The organism is Thermodesulfobacteriota bacterium (assembly GCA_035559815.1).
In the GTDB taxonomy this organism is placed as follows: Bacteria; Desulfobacterota_D; UBA1144; order Nemesobacterales; family CSP1-2; genus DATMAT01.
This window is the reverse complement of the sequence record DATMAT010000066.1, coordinates 1-15257: the sequence shown is the minus strand read 5'-3', so window position 1 is coordinate 15257 and position 15257 is coordinate 1. Positions and strand designations below refer to the sequence as shown.

The 15257-nt window shown below is 46.0% G+C and carries 13 protein-coding genes and 2 pseudogenes; 5 read left to right on the top strand and 10 right to left on the bottom strand.

The features are described 5' to 3' along the window. Window positions 1–213 precede the first annotated feature (213 nt). Window positions 214–603 (bottom strand): CBS domain-containing protein, encoded by a 390-nt coding sequence (locus VNN20_16135; protein ID HWP93718.1) that lies wholly within the window; start codon window positions 601–603, stop codon window positions 214–216. 397 nt (window positions 604–1000) lie between these two features. Here VNN20_16135 and VNN20_16130 point away from each other — a divergent pair, with 397 nt between their 5' ends. From VNN20_16130 to VNN20_16110, 5 genes are all read left to right on the top strand, one after another. After that, the gene (locus VNN20_16130) at window positions 1001–4216 is read left to right on the top strand and encodes an HAD-IC family P-type ATPase (GenBank protein HWP93717.1); all 3216 of its coding nucleotides are present in this window, start codon (window positions 1001–1003) and stop codon (window positions 4214–4216) included. A gap of 310 nt (window positions 4217–4526) precedes the next feature. After that, window positions 4527–5312: a DUF2092 domain-containing protein gene (locus tag VNN20_16125; GenBank protein HWP93716.1), complete on the top strand. Its 786-nt coding sequence runs from the start codon at window positions 4527–4529 to the stop codon at window positions 5310–5312. A gap of 27 nt (window positions 5313–5339) precedes the next feature. Continuing rightward, the gene (locus VNN20_16120) at window positions 5340–6122 is read left to right on the top strand and encodes a hypothetical protein (protein ID HWP93715.1); all 783 of its coding nucleotides are present in this window, start codon (window positions 5340–5342) and stop codon (window positions 6120–6122) included. Between the two features lie 210 nt (window positions 6123–6332). Then, window positions 6333–6797, top strand: coding sequence for a hypothetical protein (locus VNN20_16115; GenBank protein HWP93714.1), 465 nt, complete (start codon window positions 6333–6335; stop codon window positions 6795–6797). Window positions 6798–7281: 484 nt separating this feature from the next. Continuing rightward, entirely contained in the window at window positions 7282–8163 is an 882-nt protein-coding gene (locus VNN20_16110; GenBank protein HWP93713.1) for a hypothetical protein, read from the top strand. A 334-nt stretch (window positions 8164–8497) separates the two neighbouring features. Here VNN20_16110 and VNN20_16105 read toward each other — a convergent pair whose 3' ends face one another. The 9 genes and pseudogenes from VNN20_16105 to VNN20_16065 form a co-directional block, all read right to left on the bottom strand. After that, window positions 8498–8836: a transcriptional regulator gene (locus VNN20_16105; GenBank protein ID HWP93712.1), complete on the bottom strand. Its 339-nt coding sequence runs from the start codon at window positions 8834–8836 to the stop codon at window positions 8498–8500. Next, window positions 8836–9204, bottom strand: coding sequence for an AbrB/MazE/SpoVT family DNA-binding domain-containing protein (locus tag VNN20_16100; protein HWP93711.1), 369 nt, complete (start codon window positions 9202–9204; stop codon window positions 8836–8838). The genes VNN20_16105 and VNN20_16100 overlap by 1 nt, the downstream gene beginning before the upstream one ends. Window positions 9205–9411: 207 nt before the next feature. Continuing rightward, a pseudogene (locus VNN20_16095) lies at window positions 9412–10292 on the bottom strand (sulfatase-like hydrolase/transferase). Window positions 10293–10542: 250 nt separating this feature from the next. Beyond that, window positions 10543–11172, bottom strand: coding sequence for a DUF502 domain-containing protein (locus VNN20_16090; protein HWP93710.1), 630 nt, complete (start codon window positions 11170–11172; stop codon window positions 10543–10545). Window positions 11173–11538: 366 nt separating this feature from the next. Then, a pseudogene (locus tag VNN20_16085) lies at window positions 11539–12044 on the bottom strand (aquaporin). A gap of 408 nt (window positions 12045–12452) precedes the next feature. Next, a complete protein-coding gene (locus VNN20_16080) occupies window positions 12453–12887 on the bottom strand; it encodes a hypothetical protein (protein HWP93709.1) in 435 nt (144 codons plus the stop codon). Beyond that, window positions 12888–13319 (bottom strand): hypothetical protein, encoded by a 432-nt coding sequence (locus VNN20_16075; protein HWP93708.1) that lies wholly within the window; start codon window positions 13317–13319, stop codon window positions 12888–12890. A 55-nt stretch (window positions 13320–13374) separates the two neighbouring features. Next, complete coding sequence (locus VNN20_16070) at window positions 13375–13704, bottom strand: antibiotic biosynthesis monooxygenase (protein ID HWP93707.1); 330 nt, start codon at window positions 13702–13704, stop codon at window positions 13375–13377. 167 nt (window positions 13705–13871) lie between these two features. Further along, the coding region (locus tag VNN20_16065; protein HWP93706.1) for a sigma 54-interacting transcriptional regulator at window positions 13872–15257 on the bottom strand (1386 nt) is incomplete at its 5' end.

Sequence of the window (15257 nt, the reverse complement as noted above, 5' to 3'; positions counted from 1 at the left end):
CAGAACGCCTTGCCTCCTGATTCCACTACACCCGTGGCGCCAAGCTCGTTTCCGCAGTGGAGGCAGTGGGTTTGTTTCAAGGGTAGATTCTCAGATGTACCTGATATAGACTGGCGTGCCCTATCCTCTCCTTCTTTCACTTAGTTCTAAGCTCCCTTTGAAAAGTATTGGTAGATGTTTAACCATTGTGAAGATTTAGTTTATGGCTTATTTTCAACCAGCCGAAGCAAGAACTTCGAGCATGCCCTCCAGAATATCGGTGGTTGTTATAATTCCCACTATTTCGCCTTTATCGGAAACGACCGGAAGTGCGTTAAACTTGTTCCGGCATATCAACCGAGCGGCTTCTTCCACCTTTGTATATTCGGTTACGGTGATAGGATTGGGCGTCATAATATCCCCTACCACCAGATTCGACTCTTTTGAGGATTGCACCACAGCCATGCGTAGGTCTCTATCCGTAATTATGCCTACAAGCTTTCCATCCTCAAGAACGGGGGCCTGGCGAATTCCACGTTCTACCAGCAATTGGAACACTTCTTTGACATCTTCCTCTTGTCTTACCGTTAGGGGATTAGGAGTCATATATTTCTTTACGAACATTTGTAATCCTCTCGTTCTTCCACATCCATATCAAGTTGCTTCATGATGACTGAGCAAGAAAGATGCCACCATGATTTTCTCGTATTCACCCAAAAATCGGATATTAAAAGGTGTCAAGTGTCAGAAAATCTTACATAGATACCCTGAATAATATCGTTCGCCTTCTGTGCAGCGACCATCTGCAAGACGAGTTTGAAGAAATCAACGTCTCCGGTCAAGCATTGGCTCAACTTCTATCAATAGGATCACCACGTACACGCTCATTTTATGAATATCACCCACATGATAAGAGTCTACCTGGTCTCCTTCTTGCCTAAGTTTGTTCAGGGTCATAAAGCTCACTGAAAAACTACCCGGCTTTAAATATTATGATTCATAATCTTGCCCAGACTCAAACATGAAGATATCCGACCTCATAAACGAAAATACGATTCAGCTCGACCTCAAGGCAACGAAGAAAGACGAGGCGATACGAGAATTATTGAACATTCTCCATAAAGCTCAAAAAATTAGAAACCCTGAAGACATCTTCATCTCAATAGCGGAGAGAGAAAAAGCCTTGTCCACGGCTTTTGCGGACAGATTAGCAATACCCCACAGCACAATTCAAGGGATCTCCGAACCGGTTGCTTGTCTGGCTATCAGCAGGGACGGAATAGATTTCGGATCTACGGACGGAAAACCGGCCAATCTAATTTTTCTTTTCTTATCACCAGCCGAAGAAACCGAAACTCATCTTCAGATACTGTCTAAAGCGGAGGGATTATTCCGTAACAGAATACTCTTTAATGCACTTCTCGCTACAAACAGCAAGAAAGAGTTAATAGAAGAAATTAGGAATGCAGAAAGAATGGGTTGGGATGCCTATATAAACCTTCCTGAAGAGGAGGTCTGGTCAGAGCTAGAGACTAAAAAGGGTGGATTGTCTGAACAGGAAGCGAGAAGAAGACTCGAAGAATTCGGACCTAACATCCTAGAAAAAATTCGAACAACACCCCTCTATCTTCGCTTTGCCGCTAATCTGACCAACCTTTTTGCCATACTGCTCTGGGTGGCCGGAATTCTGGCTTTTGTCGCCGGCATGCCGCAGCTCGGCTGGGCCATACTTGCCGTCATCTTCATTAATGCCGTATTCTCCTTCTGGCAAGAATACAAGGCAGAAAAGGCGGTAGAGGCGCTAAGAGTACTCATCCCATCTTACAGTCGAGTTCTAAGGGATAATCGAGAGAAAAGGATTTTGACCGCGGACATAGTCCCAGGGGATATCATCCTGCTCGAAGAAGGAGACAAGGTACCAGCCGACGGAAGATTGTTTCAGGCGTTTGATATGCGCGTCGACAACTCCGCTTTAACCGGGGAATCAAGGCCGATATACAAAATCTCCGAGCCTGTTTTAGACGGAAAGAACTTCCTCTGGACCGAAATGCCCAACTTAGTTTTTGGCGGGACCAGCATCCTCTCCGGCAGCGGAAAAGCCATTGTAATCGCCACGGGCATGCACACCGAAATCGGTAAAATCGCCAGGCTTACTCAAGTCATCAAGGAGGATTTAAGCCCGCTCCAGAAGGAGATGGTTAAGGTTACAAAGGTCGTCAGTATACTGGCGGTCAGCATGGGAGTACTATTCTTCTTTCTCGGTAATTACGTTGCTCACCTTACAACCTTCCAGAGTTTCATATTCGCGATTGGGATTATTGTAGCAAATGTTCCGGAAGGACTTCTTCCCACAGTCAGTTTAGCCCTGGCCATGGCCGTCCAAAGAATGGCGAAAAGGCATGTGATAATAAAGCGTCTTTCATCAGTAGAAACACTTGGATGTACAACCGTAATTTGCACAGATAAGACCGGTACCCTCACCACCAATCAGGTAAGCGTGGTAAAACTGTGGTTTAACGATAAGCTCTTTGAAATTACCGGATCAGGCTATGACCCGGATGGCCAAATACTTCATGATGATAATCCTGTGTCCCATCAGGCTATAAAAGATTCCGATATGAAATTGTTATTTGATATAGGTTGCCTCTGTAATAACGCGGAGCTGGTTGGTCCCTCAGATGAAAAACCTTTCTGGACCATATCCGGTGACCCAACGGAGGCAGCTCTTCTTGTACTCGCCCAAAAAGCCGGCTTTGACTACAGAGAAATAAGAAATAAAAATCCGAGAATTTTCCAGCTTACTTTCGATTCGGTGAGAAAGCGTATGTCCACGATAAACCGTATGAACGAGGAAGAGAGAATCGTGGCTAATGTAAAAGGAGCGCCGCGTGAAATCCTCTCGCTTTGTAATTCAGTTTATCTGGATGGTAAAACCAAGCCACTCACAAATGAAGTCAGGAATACCATCTTGACTCATCTCGATGACTTTGCTCGGGAAGGCCTGAGGGTTTTAGGATTGGCTTATAAAGAAATAGAGAAAAAGGATGCCTACTCAGTTAGTGAAGTCGAAAACGAGCTTACCTTCGTCGCGCTTACCGGAATGATGGACCCGCCACGTCCCGAAGTTCCGGAGGCGATAAACCTATGCCACAGCGCCGGAATAAAAGTGGTGATGATAACCGGTGATTATGGTCTTACCGCTCTATCAATTGCCAGAAAGATCGGGCTGGTAACAGGCGAAGATGCACGAGTCATTACCGGCGCTGAGGTTATGGAAATCACCGATGAGGAACTGAAGAAAGCCCTGCGGGCAAAGGAGGTTATATTTGCACGGGTCTCACCCGAACACAAGATGAGAATAGTAGAGACTCTCAAAAGCATGGGCGAAGTAGTCGCCGTCACCGGGGACGGTGTTAACGATGCCCCCGCACTTAAAAAAGCCCACGTAGGAATTGCCATGGGTCTTCGCGGGACGGATGTAGCCAAAGAGGCGGCGACGATGATCCTTACGGATGACAATTTTGCCAGCATCGTATCCGGTATCGAGGAAGGTAGGGCTATATACTCTAACATAAAGAAATTTGTGACTTATATCTTTGCTTCGAATATCCCGGAGATAGTTCCTTTCATCCTTTTCGTCATATTCAAAATCCCACTGCCCCTCACCATAATGCAGATACTGGCCGTTGACCTGGGAACCGATTTAATCCCGGCATTAGGACTCGGAGCCGAGCGTGCAGAACCGGGAATCATGAAGCAACCCCCAAGGTCCTTAAACAAGAGACTCCTAGACCTGCCTCTACTCCTTCGTGCTTATGGTTTTTTGGGAATAATCGAGGCTGTGGCCTGTATGTCCGGCTATTTCTTTGTGTATTATTCATCCGGCTGGCGGCCAGAAATGGAATTAGCCCCATCCGGAACCATCTACCTCAAAGCTACTACCATGTGTCTTGCAGCTATCGTAATGACTCAGATAGGAAACGTATTTGCCTGCCGTACTGAAAATGAGTCGGTATTTAAAATAGGTTTTCTGAGCAACAAACTAATTCTTTTTGGAATTTGTGTCGAAATCGCCTTGATCAGCACAATCGTCTATTTCCCTCCTCTTCAAAAAATATTTAATACCTCTTCGCTAGGACTTTCAGACTGGGCCTTTCTTTTTACCTTTACACCGCTAATATTTCTCGCCGAGGAATGCCGGAAGTACTTGATTAGAGTTATTAAGAAGAAAACCTGAATATTCACTATCGGGTAGCTATGGAGCAAGCATTGTCTAGTAACAAACTCTGATATTTCGGAGAATGCACGAAATATCGGGTGCAGTTACCGTTAGTTCCTATCGAAATTTCATCTTATTCATATAAATCCTAATCATTCTTACTGGTTAGAAATATCCCCATCTTAATACAGCATTGGCATATATATTGCGCTTAAAAATTCATAAAGAGCTAGAGAGAACGGACACATCTTCGGAATTAACAGCTCCTAGTGTGTGAGACTGTGGCTCGGCAAATTATATTGTAGTCCATATAAAAGGAGGTACCAAAATGAACAGAAAAATAGTTGTAAAATCTTTGTCCTTTCTAATCTTGGCTTTAACCTTGATGGCGATCCCGGTGCGAGCCCAAACAGCAGGGCAAGACCCGGATATAGACCCAAAGGCCATGGAGATTAACAAGAAAATGGCTGACTCTCTGTCTAAGACCCCACGCTTTAGTGTTACGGTAGATATCGGATATGATGCGGTTCAGGAAGATGGCCAAAAGATTGAGTACGGCTCGGTGCGAAACATAACCATAGTTCGCCCCAACAAAGCCAGATTCGACATCACCGAGAGGGACGGAGACAAGAACGGGTTTATATTCGACGGTAATCAAATCTTCGCTTTCAGCGGCGGCTCAAACGTTTATGCAACCGCTCAAAAGACTGGCACAATAGACGAGGCCTTCGATTACTTCACCGAGCAGTTGGACATGACGCTCCCTCCATCTCAATTGTTCCACAATAACCTTCCTACCGAGCTGGACGAATTGATAACATCTTTAAGATACGTGGACGGACAAACCGTAGCCGGTGTCCCCTGTGACCATTTGGCCGGAACAACGGAAAATGTGGACTTCCAGATATGGATTGCCAAAGGAGATAAACCGCTTGCTCAACGATATATAATCACCTACAAGGAATGGGAAGGAGAGCCTCAGTTTAGAGCCCAGTTCTCAAACTGGAACCTTTCTCCAAGTGTATCCGATTCTTTATTTGCCTTCACCCCGCCCAAGGGAATGGAGAAGATTCCTTTTGTTCCACCGAAGAAGCAGGCCAGCGCCTCAGAATAAAATTCACAAATACGGAGGGAAGAAACGATGAAAAGTTTGTGGATGAAAAGAATATCATGGCTTATTATTTTCCTGGTTGTCGTTTTCCTAGCTGCTGATATAGAGGCAAGACGTGGTGGTGGAGGACGCGGTGGAGGAGGCAGGGGTGGCGGAGGTTTTAGCAGGGGTGGTGGTAGTAAAAGTTTTTCCCGTAGCAGCCCGGCAAGAAGCGGTTCGTTGGGCAGTAAATCCTCATACAGCAGAACCAGCAGCAGTAGGAGCTATTCCAAGAGGAGCCCGGCAAAGAGCGGATCGTTGGGGAACTATAGCTCATCCAGAAAAACAACAGCATCCCGTTCCGATATAAAGTCCAAAGGACAGACTAAAATAAGCGACCGCCAGAGTTCACGCCAGACCGCAGCGAAAGACCTTCAGTCCGAACGCAGGAAAAGCGCTGAAGATATCCAAAAGAGTCGGCAGGAATGGAAGGACAAGAACCGTGAGGATTGGCAAGAGTATGGAAAGGGAAGGCAAGAAGACCGCCAGGAGTTCGCCAAGGACTACGGTGATGAATGGGGGGAGTGGCACGGTGGGGAATGGCACGGAGGAGAATGGGAAGGCGGCGATGCGTGGGAGTTTGTTGGTGCTGCTACTGCCATAACAGTAGGGACGGCTCTTACGGTGAATGCCATCAACTCACTTTCCTGTGCCATGTCATCGGTTTACGTAGATGGAGTAACCTATTACAGTTGCGGCGGGTATTGGTACAATAGAGGTTATCAGAATGGAACCGTGGTTTACGTAAACGTGAATCCCCCGCCTGGGTATTAAACCAGGGGCGGTTTGATAAACACTCCACTGTTGTCATTCTGAAGGAGCAAAAGCGACTGAAGAATCCCTTTCAATACACTAAAATCTAAGGTGTTTCGCGGAGTTTGCCCTGAAGTATTGAAGGCCTCAGCATGACAGATACGACCAATTATACTAGTTTGGAAAAGGTTGACTTTTTCTTCTATCTTAGAGAGAGTAAAATAAGCACTAGTGAAAAAAACCGAGTTTCATCACGTTGTATCTTTCTATCTACAAAAATTTCTCTGCTATCTTCCTATCTTTCTCCTAATCATCATTGCCCTTAACCAGATTCGGCTCGCCAAAACCTCCAGCCTGAGCCCCTGGTGTGGCGGGGGATTCGGGATGTTCTCCTCGACTGATTCGCGTGGAACCCGCCATATACACGCCTACGCCATCCGACCGGGAATTCGTCGAGAATTAGAAATTCCTTCCTACTTGGCGGAATTGGAACGAAAGGTGCTGACATTTCCTTCCGAATCCAATCTTAAAAAACTCGCTTTTGAGCTTGCCGATCTCCCGACTCCGGATGAGGGTCCTCTCGAAGCAATTGAAATTCAGATTTGGGCTACTGACTTCGATAACAACACGCTTGAACCTTCCAGCATTTTATATAGACACATAGACGTTAAGTTTAAGAGCCTCAAAGATATTTAAATTATGGAGTTATGTTTAATTGATGTTCTTTTTTTGATTGTGCTATGAATCTCTCAGTGCATTTAAGGCACCAGATGCTTCGAATCTTGGCCTATAAACCCCTTCACCCTGGAGCGGAGGCGAAGTGAGTTCGCCCTTTTCCCCGGTTTAACCGGGGGACCTGGGCTCAGAGAGTTCGAATGTATGATTTATGAGAAGAGCTGTACGCAGTTCAAAAGTATATAATACCACTTCGATTGGTTTACTGTGCATAACTAGAGCTGTCATTGCGAGGAGCACATTCGCTAGGCTCAGTATAAACTCCACGACGAAGTAATCCCACACGGTTGTCATTCCGAACGAACGTGAGGAATCTAAATGAATTGCTTCGCTGGGATCTGAGGCAGCAATCGAGAGGGAGGGTGATTAGGGAACCATATCGCCCGCAATGACAAATCCTTTTTGAATGCACTATTAATTGATAGAATTGGGATAGCACCGTTAAATGTCTATCAATGAGAAATTAAAAAATTATTTTGAGCTAAATGGATTCGAACTTGCACTCAGGCTCACTCTCCTCGACCTCCTTCTACGCCCGATAGGTTACTGGGAAACCCGTCCGTTTGTGCTAACCCTGGCGTTCATAGCATTTCTGTTGCCCAACCAGGTAAGGAACCCGGCTATCTGGTTTGCGCTTACCTTCTTCACCAGTCTAAAAGTGATTCTCGACTGGCCTCTGTCAGACAACCATGCATACCTTCTCTGCTACTGGTGTTTGGCAATTTCACTATCGCTCATTTCAGAAAACAAAGAGGTTTGCTTAAAATTTAACGGTCGCATTCTCATCGGACTCGCTTTCACATTCGCTATCTTATGGAAGCTTGTTCTCTCTCCAGATTATCTCGACGGGCGCTTCTTTAAAATCACCATGCTCACCGACCATCGGTTCGAGAGCTTCACACAACTGACAGGCGCTTTAACCCCGGAGCAAATAGATGAGTTGAGATATTTTATCTCACAGCATGTGGATGGCCAGGTTCCGAAATCTCAAGAGATTCCCCACCAACCTGAGCGCTTTGTTCTGACAGCGAATGTCCTTACCTATTCGGCATTAGTTGTAGAGTTCCTGGTGGCTCTGGCTTTTCTCTGGCCCTTGGGACGCGGGATATCCAAGCTCCGTGATGTATTACTTATAATCTTTTGTGTTACTACATACGCCGTTGCCACCGTGCAGGGTTTCGGATGGCTGCTCATTGCCATGGGGGTTGCTCAGAGCGATCCGGATAAATGGAAGACCCGCATCGCTTACGTCGTCCTCTACGTGCTTATCATATTCTACAGCGAAGTCCCCTGGGTTGATTTACTGCTTAAACACCTAACTGAGTAATATGAGTTCTATACGCGGAGTCGTGTAAAAATTGTCATTCCCGCGGAAGCGGGAATCCATAAAAAATGGATACCCGATTAAGCTTGTCCTCACGAATGCGAGGGATAGGAATCAACTAAATAATGTAGAGACGCATTGCAATGCGTCTCAAGAATGGATCCCCGATTAAAGATTTCGGGGATGACAAACAGAATCATGACTTATACCCCACGGTTTAACCGAAGGGGAAAACATTCATAACTTAGAGACGCAACATTTTGCATCTCTACAAATAATCCTCTCTACATTCCGGAACCATTGTTTGGGATTTAACCCCTTCTCTTATAGCCAACCCTTATTTTCTACCACTTACTCTTTTTCCAATCAAATAGTCACATAGGCTTTTCAATAAACGTTTATGACGCTTCGGCGAAATTGTACCGATTGCTCCTTCAATATCCTTAAGTGGAATCACAGACAAAAAACCCAGCCGTATCAACGAATCTGACAATAAGCCACTTGTAGAAAAGTCAGCATCAGCACGAGAGATAATTTCATCAAATCCTTTGACTTGTTGATGGAGTTGAGTACTTATACCGCAAACTAAAAAATCACGGAATCGAGGCATCTCTCGTAAAACAACCGCTGGTCTTTTTTTGATATTACCATCTGCTTGCAGCCGTGAGAACAACACTACCTTCCTTCATATTCTGGGTTCGGTTCTTTTATCAAGTCTGATGTATATTCTGGCTCATCATCGCTATATGCCCTTTCCAACGCATTCAATGCCAAATGCCTCCAGTCTTCCCATTCGTCAACCTGACTACGTTCCCTTGCACGTCTCCTTTGTCTGCTAGTTCTTGAAGACACTAGCTTCTTATCAACAAGTTGTTTCGGAATAAGGACAACTTTTCCGTTTTGCACCTGTGGCTCAAACATATCACCAATTCTTAAGTGCAGAGTCTCAACAATGCTTTTTGGAATGGTAACTTGATGTTTAGGGCCAAGTCGCACCAGCAGCTTAACGCGATGACCCATTTGATTCTTTTTCGTCTTAGTCATAGAATTCTCCTACTTTCTTACTTTCTTATTGTAAGAATACTCTATTGGGGAGTGATGTCGAATAGTTGTCATGTGCCCACCGCAATGGCCAGCAAAGTTTTTTGTTCATGATAGCTCCTTTCTTGATTTATTCCATATTACTAGCCAGGCTGCCTCTGGCCTTTCGCATGAAGACAGCCCTTTGCCGTTACAATTTTACTTTGATTTTCAGTTGCTACTTGTGCTACCCTCCTGCAGCTTTTGCATCACCTGGTCGATACTGAAGCTGGCCGGTTTCTGACGCGGTGGGAATTCCTTGAAGCTCTGAAGCCACTGCGCTACATAGGCCTGGGCCGGCACCAACAAAAATAAGCGGTCAATACGCCAGCGCTCGTAATCAATGGCTTCATGCTCTGCGCGCTCGAACGGGTCACCGCGCAAGGTGAAGAGCTTCGGCGCCCGCAGTGGTACGAATGGCTCCTGCCACAGGTCGAAGCTGTGCGCCCGCTGCTCCAGGAACACTATCTTCCACTGGTTGAAACGCAGCCCCGGAAGGTCGCCGTCATCGGTCCAGTAGAGGAACTCTTTTCGTGGTGCTTCCTTGGCCTCGCCCTTGAAATAGGGCAGGAGATTATAGCCGTCAAGGTGAACCTTATAGGTTTTACCACTGATAGAATTTCCTTTGAGAAGCTTTTCCTTTATGTTTGGCTCGCCGGCGGCGGCTAGCAACGTAGGCAGCATGTCCTCGTGAGCAAACACGTCGTTATAAATAGTGCCCGGCTCGATTACTCCCGGCCATTTGATGATACACGGGACTCTATAGCCACCTTCCCAATTGGTGTTTTTCTCCCCTCGGAATGGCGTAGTGCCGCCGTCTGGCCGGTGATAAAAGCGGCGCGGCCTGCGGTGCAGCTTTGCTGGCCATACCAATCGGTGAACATTGCGCCCTCTTTCGCAAGGCGATCTATATTAGGGGTCTTATAGCCCATGATGCCCCGGTTATAGGCGCTAGGGTTAAACCAACCGATGTCGTCTCCCCAAATGATTAGGATGTTGGGCTTGCTAGTAGTACTCTTTGCTGGCGTATCCTCTTTTTGGGCAACGACCATGCCCTGCTCCGGCTGAAGATTCTCTGTTTTAGCCTGTTCCTCCTCTATTTTTTCACCGTTCGTCCTATCCTGAGAACACGCCGGTGAGGAAAAAATGAGTCCGATTAGCAGGACTCCAAATACAGGAAAAGAGAAATTTCTCTTTGAAGTCATGTTACACCTACTATTTTGTTTCTTTTCCCATTTTATTTATTGCTCGAGCCGCGATTTGATGCACATGATGCTTGTTGTTCATCTGAATCTTAAGTCGTCACTGATGAGGACGGTGTTCTTCACTTGCTACTCCAAGATTCGAAGAACCCTTAAGCAATTCATTAGAGCCCACACCCAGTCGCATGATGCACTGTATAGCCGAAGCTACTGACACGTCCAAGCGTTTGACCCGATCTTCAGTGAGATAGTAAATGGAACCGGCCGCGGGTGTCGGAACACTGGGCACAAACACTGCAAGAAGACCGTTGTCCAGCTTCTCGACTATGAAAGAAAGCACCCATGCATCCTCGATCCACGCCAACGCCACAGAGAAGTCGGATTGAGTCTCGATGTTAGCCATTTCTTTGGTCACCCTCTTCACCAAGCCAAATCCCGGTACCTTTCTCAAGATCGCCTGTTCCAGCCAGGCGTTCAGCTTTGCACCAGGACTGGTCCGGGCAGCCAATCCAGCGAGAAAGCAGACCAATGAAATCAACACAACCGCAAGCAGGTGTTCGACCGCTGCTCCGGCGATGTTTTCTGCGGGAAGAAGCTTTACAATCGGCATAAGTATTTTTCCGGCGAGTTCGATTGCATTTTTAACTAAAAGAGCCATGAGCACTGCCGGAACAAGAAAGAGCAAGCCGCCGATAATCGTGGTTTTCAAGAAATCAATTGAACCTTTCATGCGACCTCCTGAATTGCAAGTGTTTTGAGAGGCATTCAAGTGGTCTGTCCAGGCCTTTCGACATGATTCGGGCATGCTTGCTGGTGGCTGTTTTTTATACGGAACGCATATACTTCGACTCTGCTCAGTACAGGTATGCGTTCCCTACAATTGCCTAGCAGACCCTTTCGCTACACCAATGAGAGAAAATGATGCCCGCAAGAAAGCACTACTCAATTTATATATTTTCATTAATTTCTTCATTAAGCAGAGGCAACTCTTTCGGTTGCCCATTACTATTGGGCGAGTGCAGGGCTCACCCCTAACGATTCTAATCCGGATTTTACGCGCTATTTATAAATGGAGTTGGTATAGCTAATCGAAATGCTACTTATCATCCGGATTTAATGAATTAAAAACGAGCGCGGCTACGGCGCCTCCAATGAAATTAGCCACCAGAAAAATCCATATGTTAGCAACACTGGAGAGCCCCATCACCGTTATTCCGACTGCCACTGCCGGGTTGAATGCTCCGCCGGAAACGGCTCCCACCGAATAAGCACCCACCAGCACCGTGAATCCGATTGCCAATCCGTAGAATGAATTCCCTCTAGTATTCTTCGACGTAGCCTCACGTTGAGCACTACATAACATAATGCGAAGGCAAACAGGAATTCCACTATTAGAGCGGGTAGAACATTGAGCGTCATAGGTTGGACTTCGGGATTACCTTTTACTAAGAGCACAATGATAGCGGCTATGACTGCCCCGACAACCTGGGCTATCATATAGCCGGGCACGTCGCTCGAGGCACATCTTCCCCCCATCCAGACAGCCAGTGTCACCGCCGGGTTATAATGCGCACCCGAAATATGGCCGCCTGCAAAGATCATTACCATCAAGGCTGAGCCTATAACCAAAGGCGCCATTGCACCGGCCCCGGCTCAATTACGGTAAAGCCGATTGTAAGTACCAGAAATAATGTCCCGATGAACTCGACAACATATTTATTCATAATCTTTTCCTCCCTTTGAAATTGTTTTTTAGATTAAGAAATTCACTCAGAAATAATCAGATGCCAATTGATATTCCAAGCGTGAGGAACAGGCTGTTTTTGTCGGCGTCTCCACTCTTAACCATGGAGCCTGTAATACCGATTGATCAGAAGCATAATCGAATTTCCTCCTCATTGTAGAAATGCCCGGAATGAGCGAGGTATGGAGAGATGAGCTAGGTGCTCATATTCTGGCTCACTCCGGACATTGGGATGTGTCATAATGTGAAACCAACTATCAACCTCATTATTTATGGCTCTCGCCGATGATGTAACCGGTCAGTGCTCCGCCAGCACCTCCTACTGCTGCTCCCACCCAGGCATTCCCGCCGGCTATTGCCGCAATGCCGGCGCCTGCACCGGCTCCTATTACTCCTCCGCTCAACGTACGCTGCTGTGTTTCACTCATGCCCGCACACCCAGCAAGTGAAAAAACAACGAGAAGCAAAACTGCAATGTATGGAATTTTTTTCATAATTGACCTCCTTGCCTTAAGTTGATAATTTTTGTAGTTTTCTACAGCATTTCTTTCCTTCCCCACTTGTGGGGGAAGGTTAGGCCCGCCCTGAGCGAAGCCGAAGGGATGGGGGGTCATAATGCCGACATATTCGCCCTCCCCTTTATCCCCTCCCATCAAGGGAGGGGAAAACTTTAGTATTCCCTTCAGCTCGCCCTCTAACATTCAATTAATCGGTTTCCCCGCTATGCCGGTTTTTATATTCGGCTTGATCACGGCATCCCAGATGACTCTCATTACCGGGGTATCGAGCTTGTCCGGATTCGCCTGGTAATAGGTATCAACCACTGTCACGATATCATTCATCTTCATCGGGCTGTTTGTTGATGCCTCGACCACCTTCATCACAAAACTATCCCTTTTCAGTTCCGGGTATTTTTGCATGATTACTTCTTCGATTGTTACTACGTGGCCAGCACCCCAGATGAAAGCAACCTTGGAATCCGGGTCCATTTTTATCCACATGTCCCCTCTAAGTAAAGGCATCTCTCTTTCGACTGCCTGCTGAATGGTCTCTTCCGAAAAAGCTTTGGACCCCAGGCTCAAAAGCAAAACAAGAACTAAACAAGAAATTTGGAGAACTTTGTATCCTTTCATAACACTACCTCCTTCTGATTTATTGATTGACGGCTAAAATTTCCTAAAATTGGTCCTAGCGATTCATTCCAAGAACCTCTTCCAAATATTCCATCCCCGCACTTCGAGAGACAATGTTGATTTTAATCTCAGGCGGCTCGCTTAAGAGATCCATAAGCACGAGTAACTTTCTATAATCGTTACCTCGGAGATGTCTATCAAAATCTTCTTTCGCCTCCCACTCCTCAACCAGGATACAAATGCTTTCATCCTCGTAATCATGGCATAAGATGAAACACCTGCACCCGGGCTCCAGTCTCATCGGCTCCAACATTCCGCACAATGCTTCCAGAAATTCCTCTCTTTTTTCTAAAGTCGTTTTCATCTTGGATGTAACCACTACCATTTCAATGTTTCTAGGTCGGCAAGATTTATACCGAGAATTAAGGGAAAGTATAAAAGTACCTAATTCCCTGAAAACAAAGGACTTTAAACTTAAAGATGGTTGAATTTGGATTGATAAAGTTATTAATTAGCCCCTATATTTCGGGGAAGGCACGAAATATCGGGTTTTTACTTGTTTCTCACGATGCCGAGCTTGGACATTTTTGATTCCAGAGTAGAGGGTTTGAGCCCTAAAACCTCGGCCGCACCGCTCTTCCCCCTAATCCTCCACCCGGTCATCTGAAGAACTTGAAGTATATGCGTTTTCTCGCTTTCTTGCATGGTCATGGTTTTGATGTTTTTCAAAGTTTCTGTCTTGGGTAATTCGACCCGAAGCATATTATCCTGTGCTAATATCATCGCCCTCTCGATTACATTCTTCAATTCTCTGACGTTACCCGGCCAGTAATAACTCAACAGAGCATCCATAGTTTTCTTTGGAATGGTCTCGATTCTTTTGCCCATTTTGTCTGAAAACTCCTTAACAAACTTCCACACAAGATTCGGAATATCATTCATCCTCTCCCTCAAAGGCGGGACATGAATGGGAAATACGTTTAATCGGTAATATAGGTCCTCACGGAATCTACCTTCGCTTACGGCTTTAGCAAGGTCTTTATTGGTGGCGGCAACCACCCGAACATCAACATTTATAGTTTTTGGACTTCCCAATCGCTCGAATTCCCCATCCTGAAGGACTTTGAGTAGCTTTGCCTGTAGCTCCATAGATAACTCGCCGATTTCGTCGAGAAAGATCGTAGAACCGTTTGCCAATTCAAAGCGGCCGATCTGTTTAGTCAAGGCCCCGGTGTATGCACCCTTTTCCCGTCCGAACAATTCACTCTCAATCAGGGCTGATGGAATAGCTGCGCAATTGACCTTCACCAATGTTTTGTTATTTCGGCGACTTAAATTATGAATTAAACGAGCCAACAATTCCTTTCCTGTTCCCGTCTCACCGGTAATGAGAATAGTAGAATCAGTTTTTGCTACCTTCTCCGCCCGATGCAGAACAGCCTTGATTGCCTTGCTATTGCCAACAATTTCCCCGTGGTCTTGTTCCGACTTAATTTCCTCCTTAAGGTATATGTTCTCCGCCTGCAGTTGGTCTTTCAATTGGCTTATTTCGGAGAGAGCTTTTTGAAGCGCTTGCTCGGCTCTTTTGCGCTCAGTGATATCTTCGCAAGCAATGAGAATAGCTTTACTGCCGTCAATGTCGTGTATGACTCGAGCAGATTCTCTCACCCATAAAATTCTCCCATCCTTATGAACCTTACGAAGTTCCCAACGAGCAACATGCGTGGGATCTTGTAAACACATAGACAACTGCTCTGACACTGTTTTTTTGTCATCTTCGTAGAAGACATTAAACACCGATTTCCCCGATAACTGCTCGGCAGTGTAGCCTAGTTGTTCTGCTCCTAACTGATTGACATAAAGGACCGTTCCTTCTGCGTCGGTGGTAAAACACATTAAGGGATTGTTTTCGTATAGAGTCCGATACCGTTCCTCACT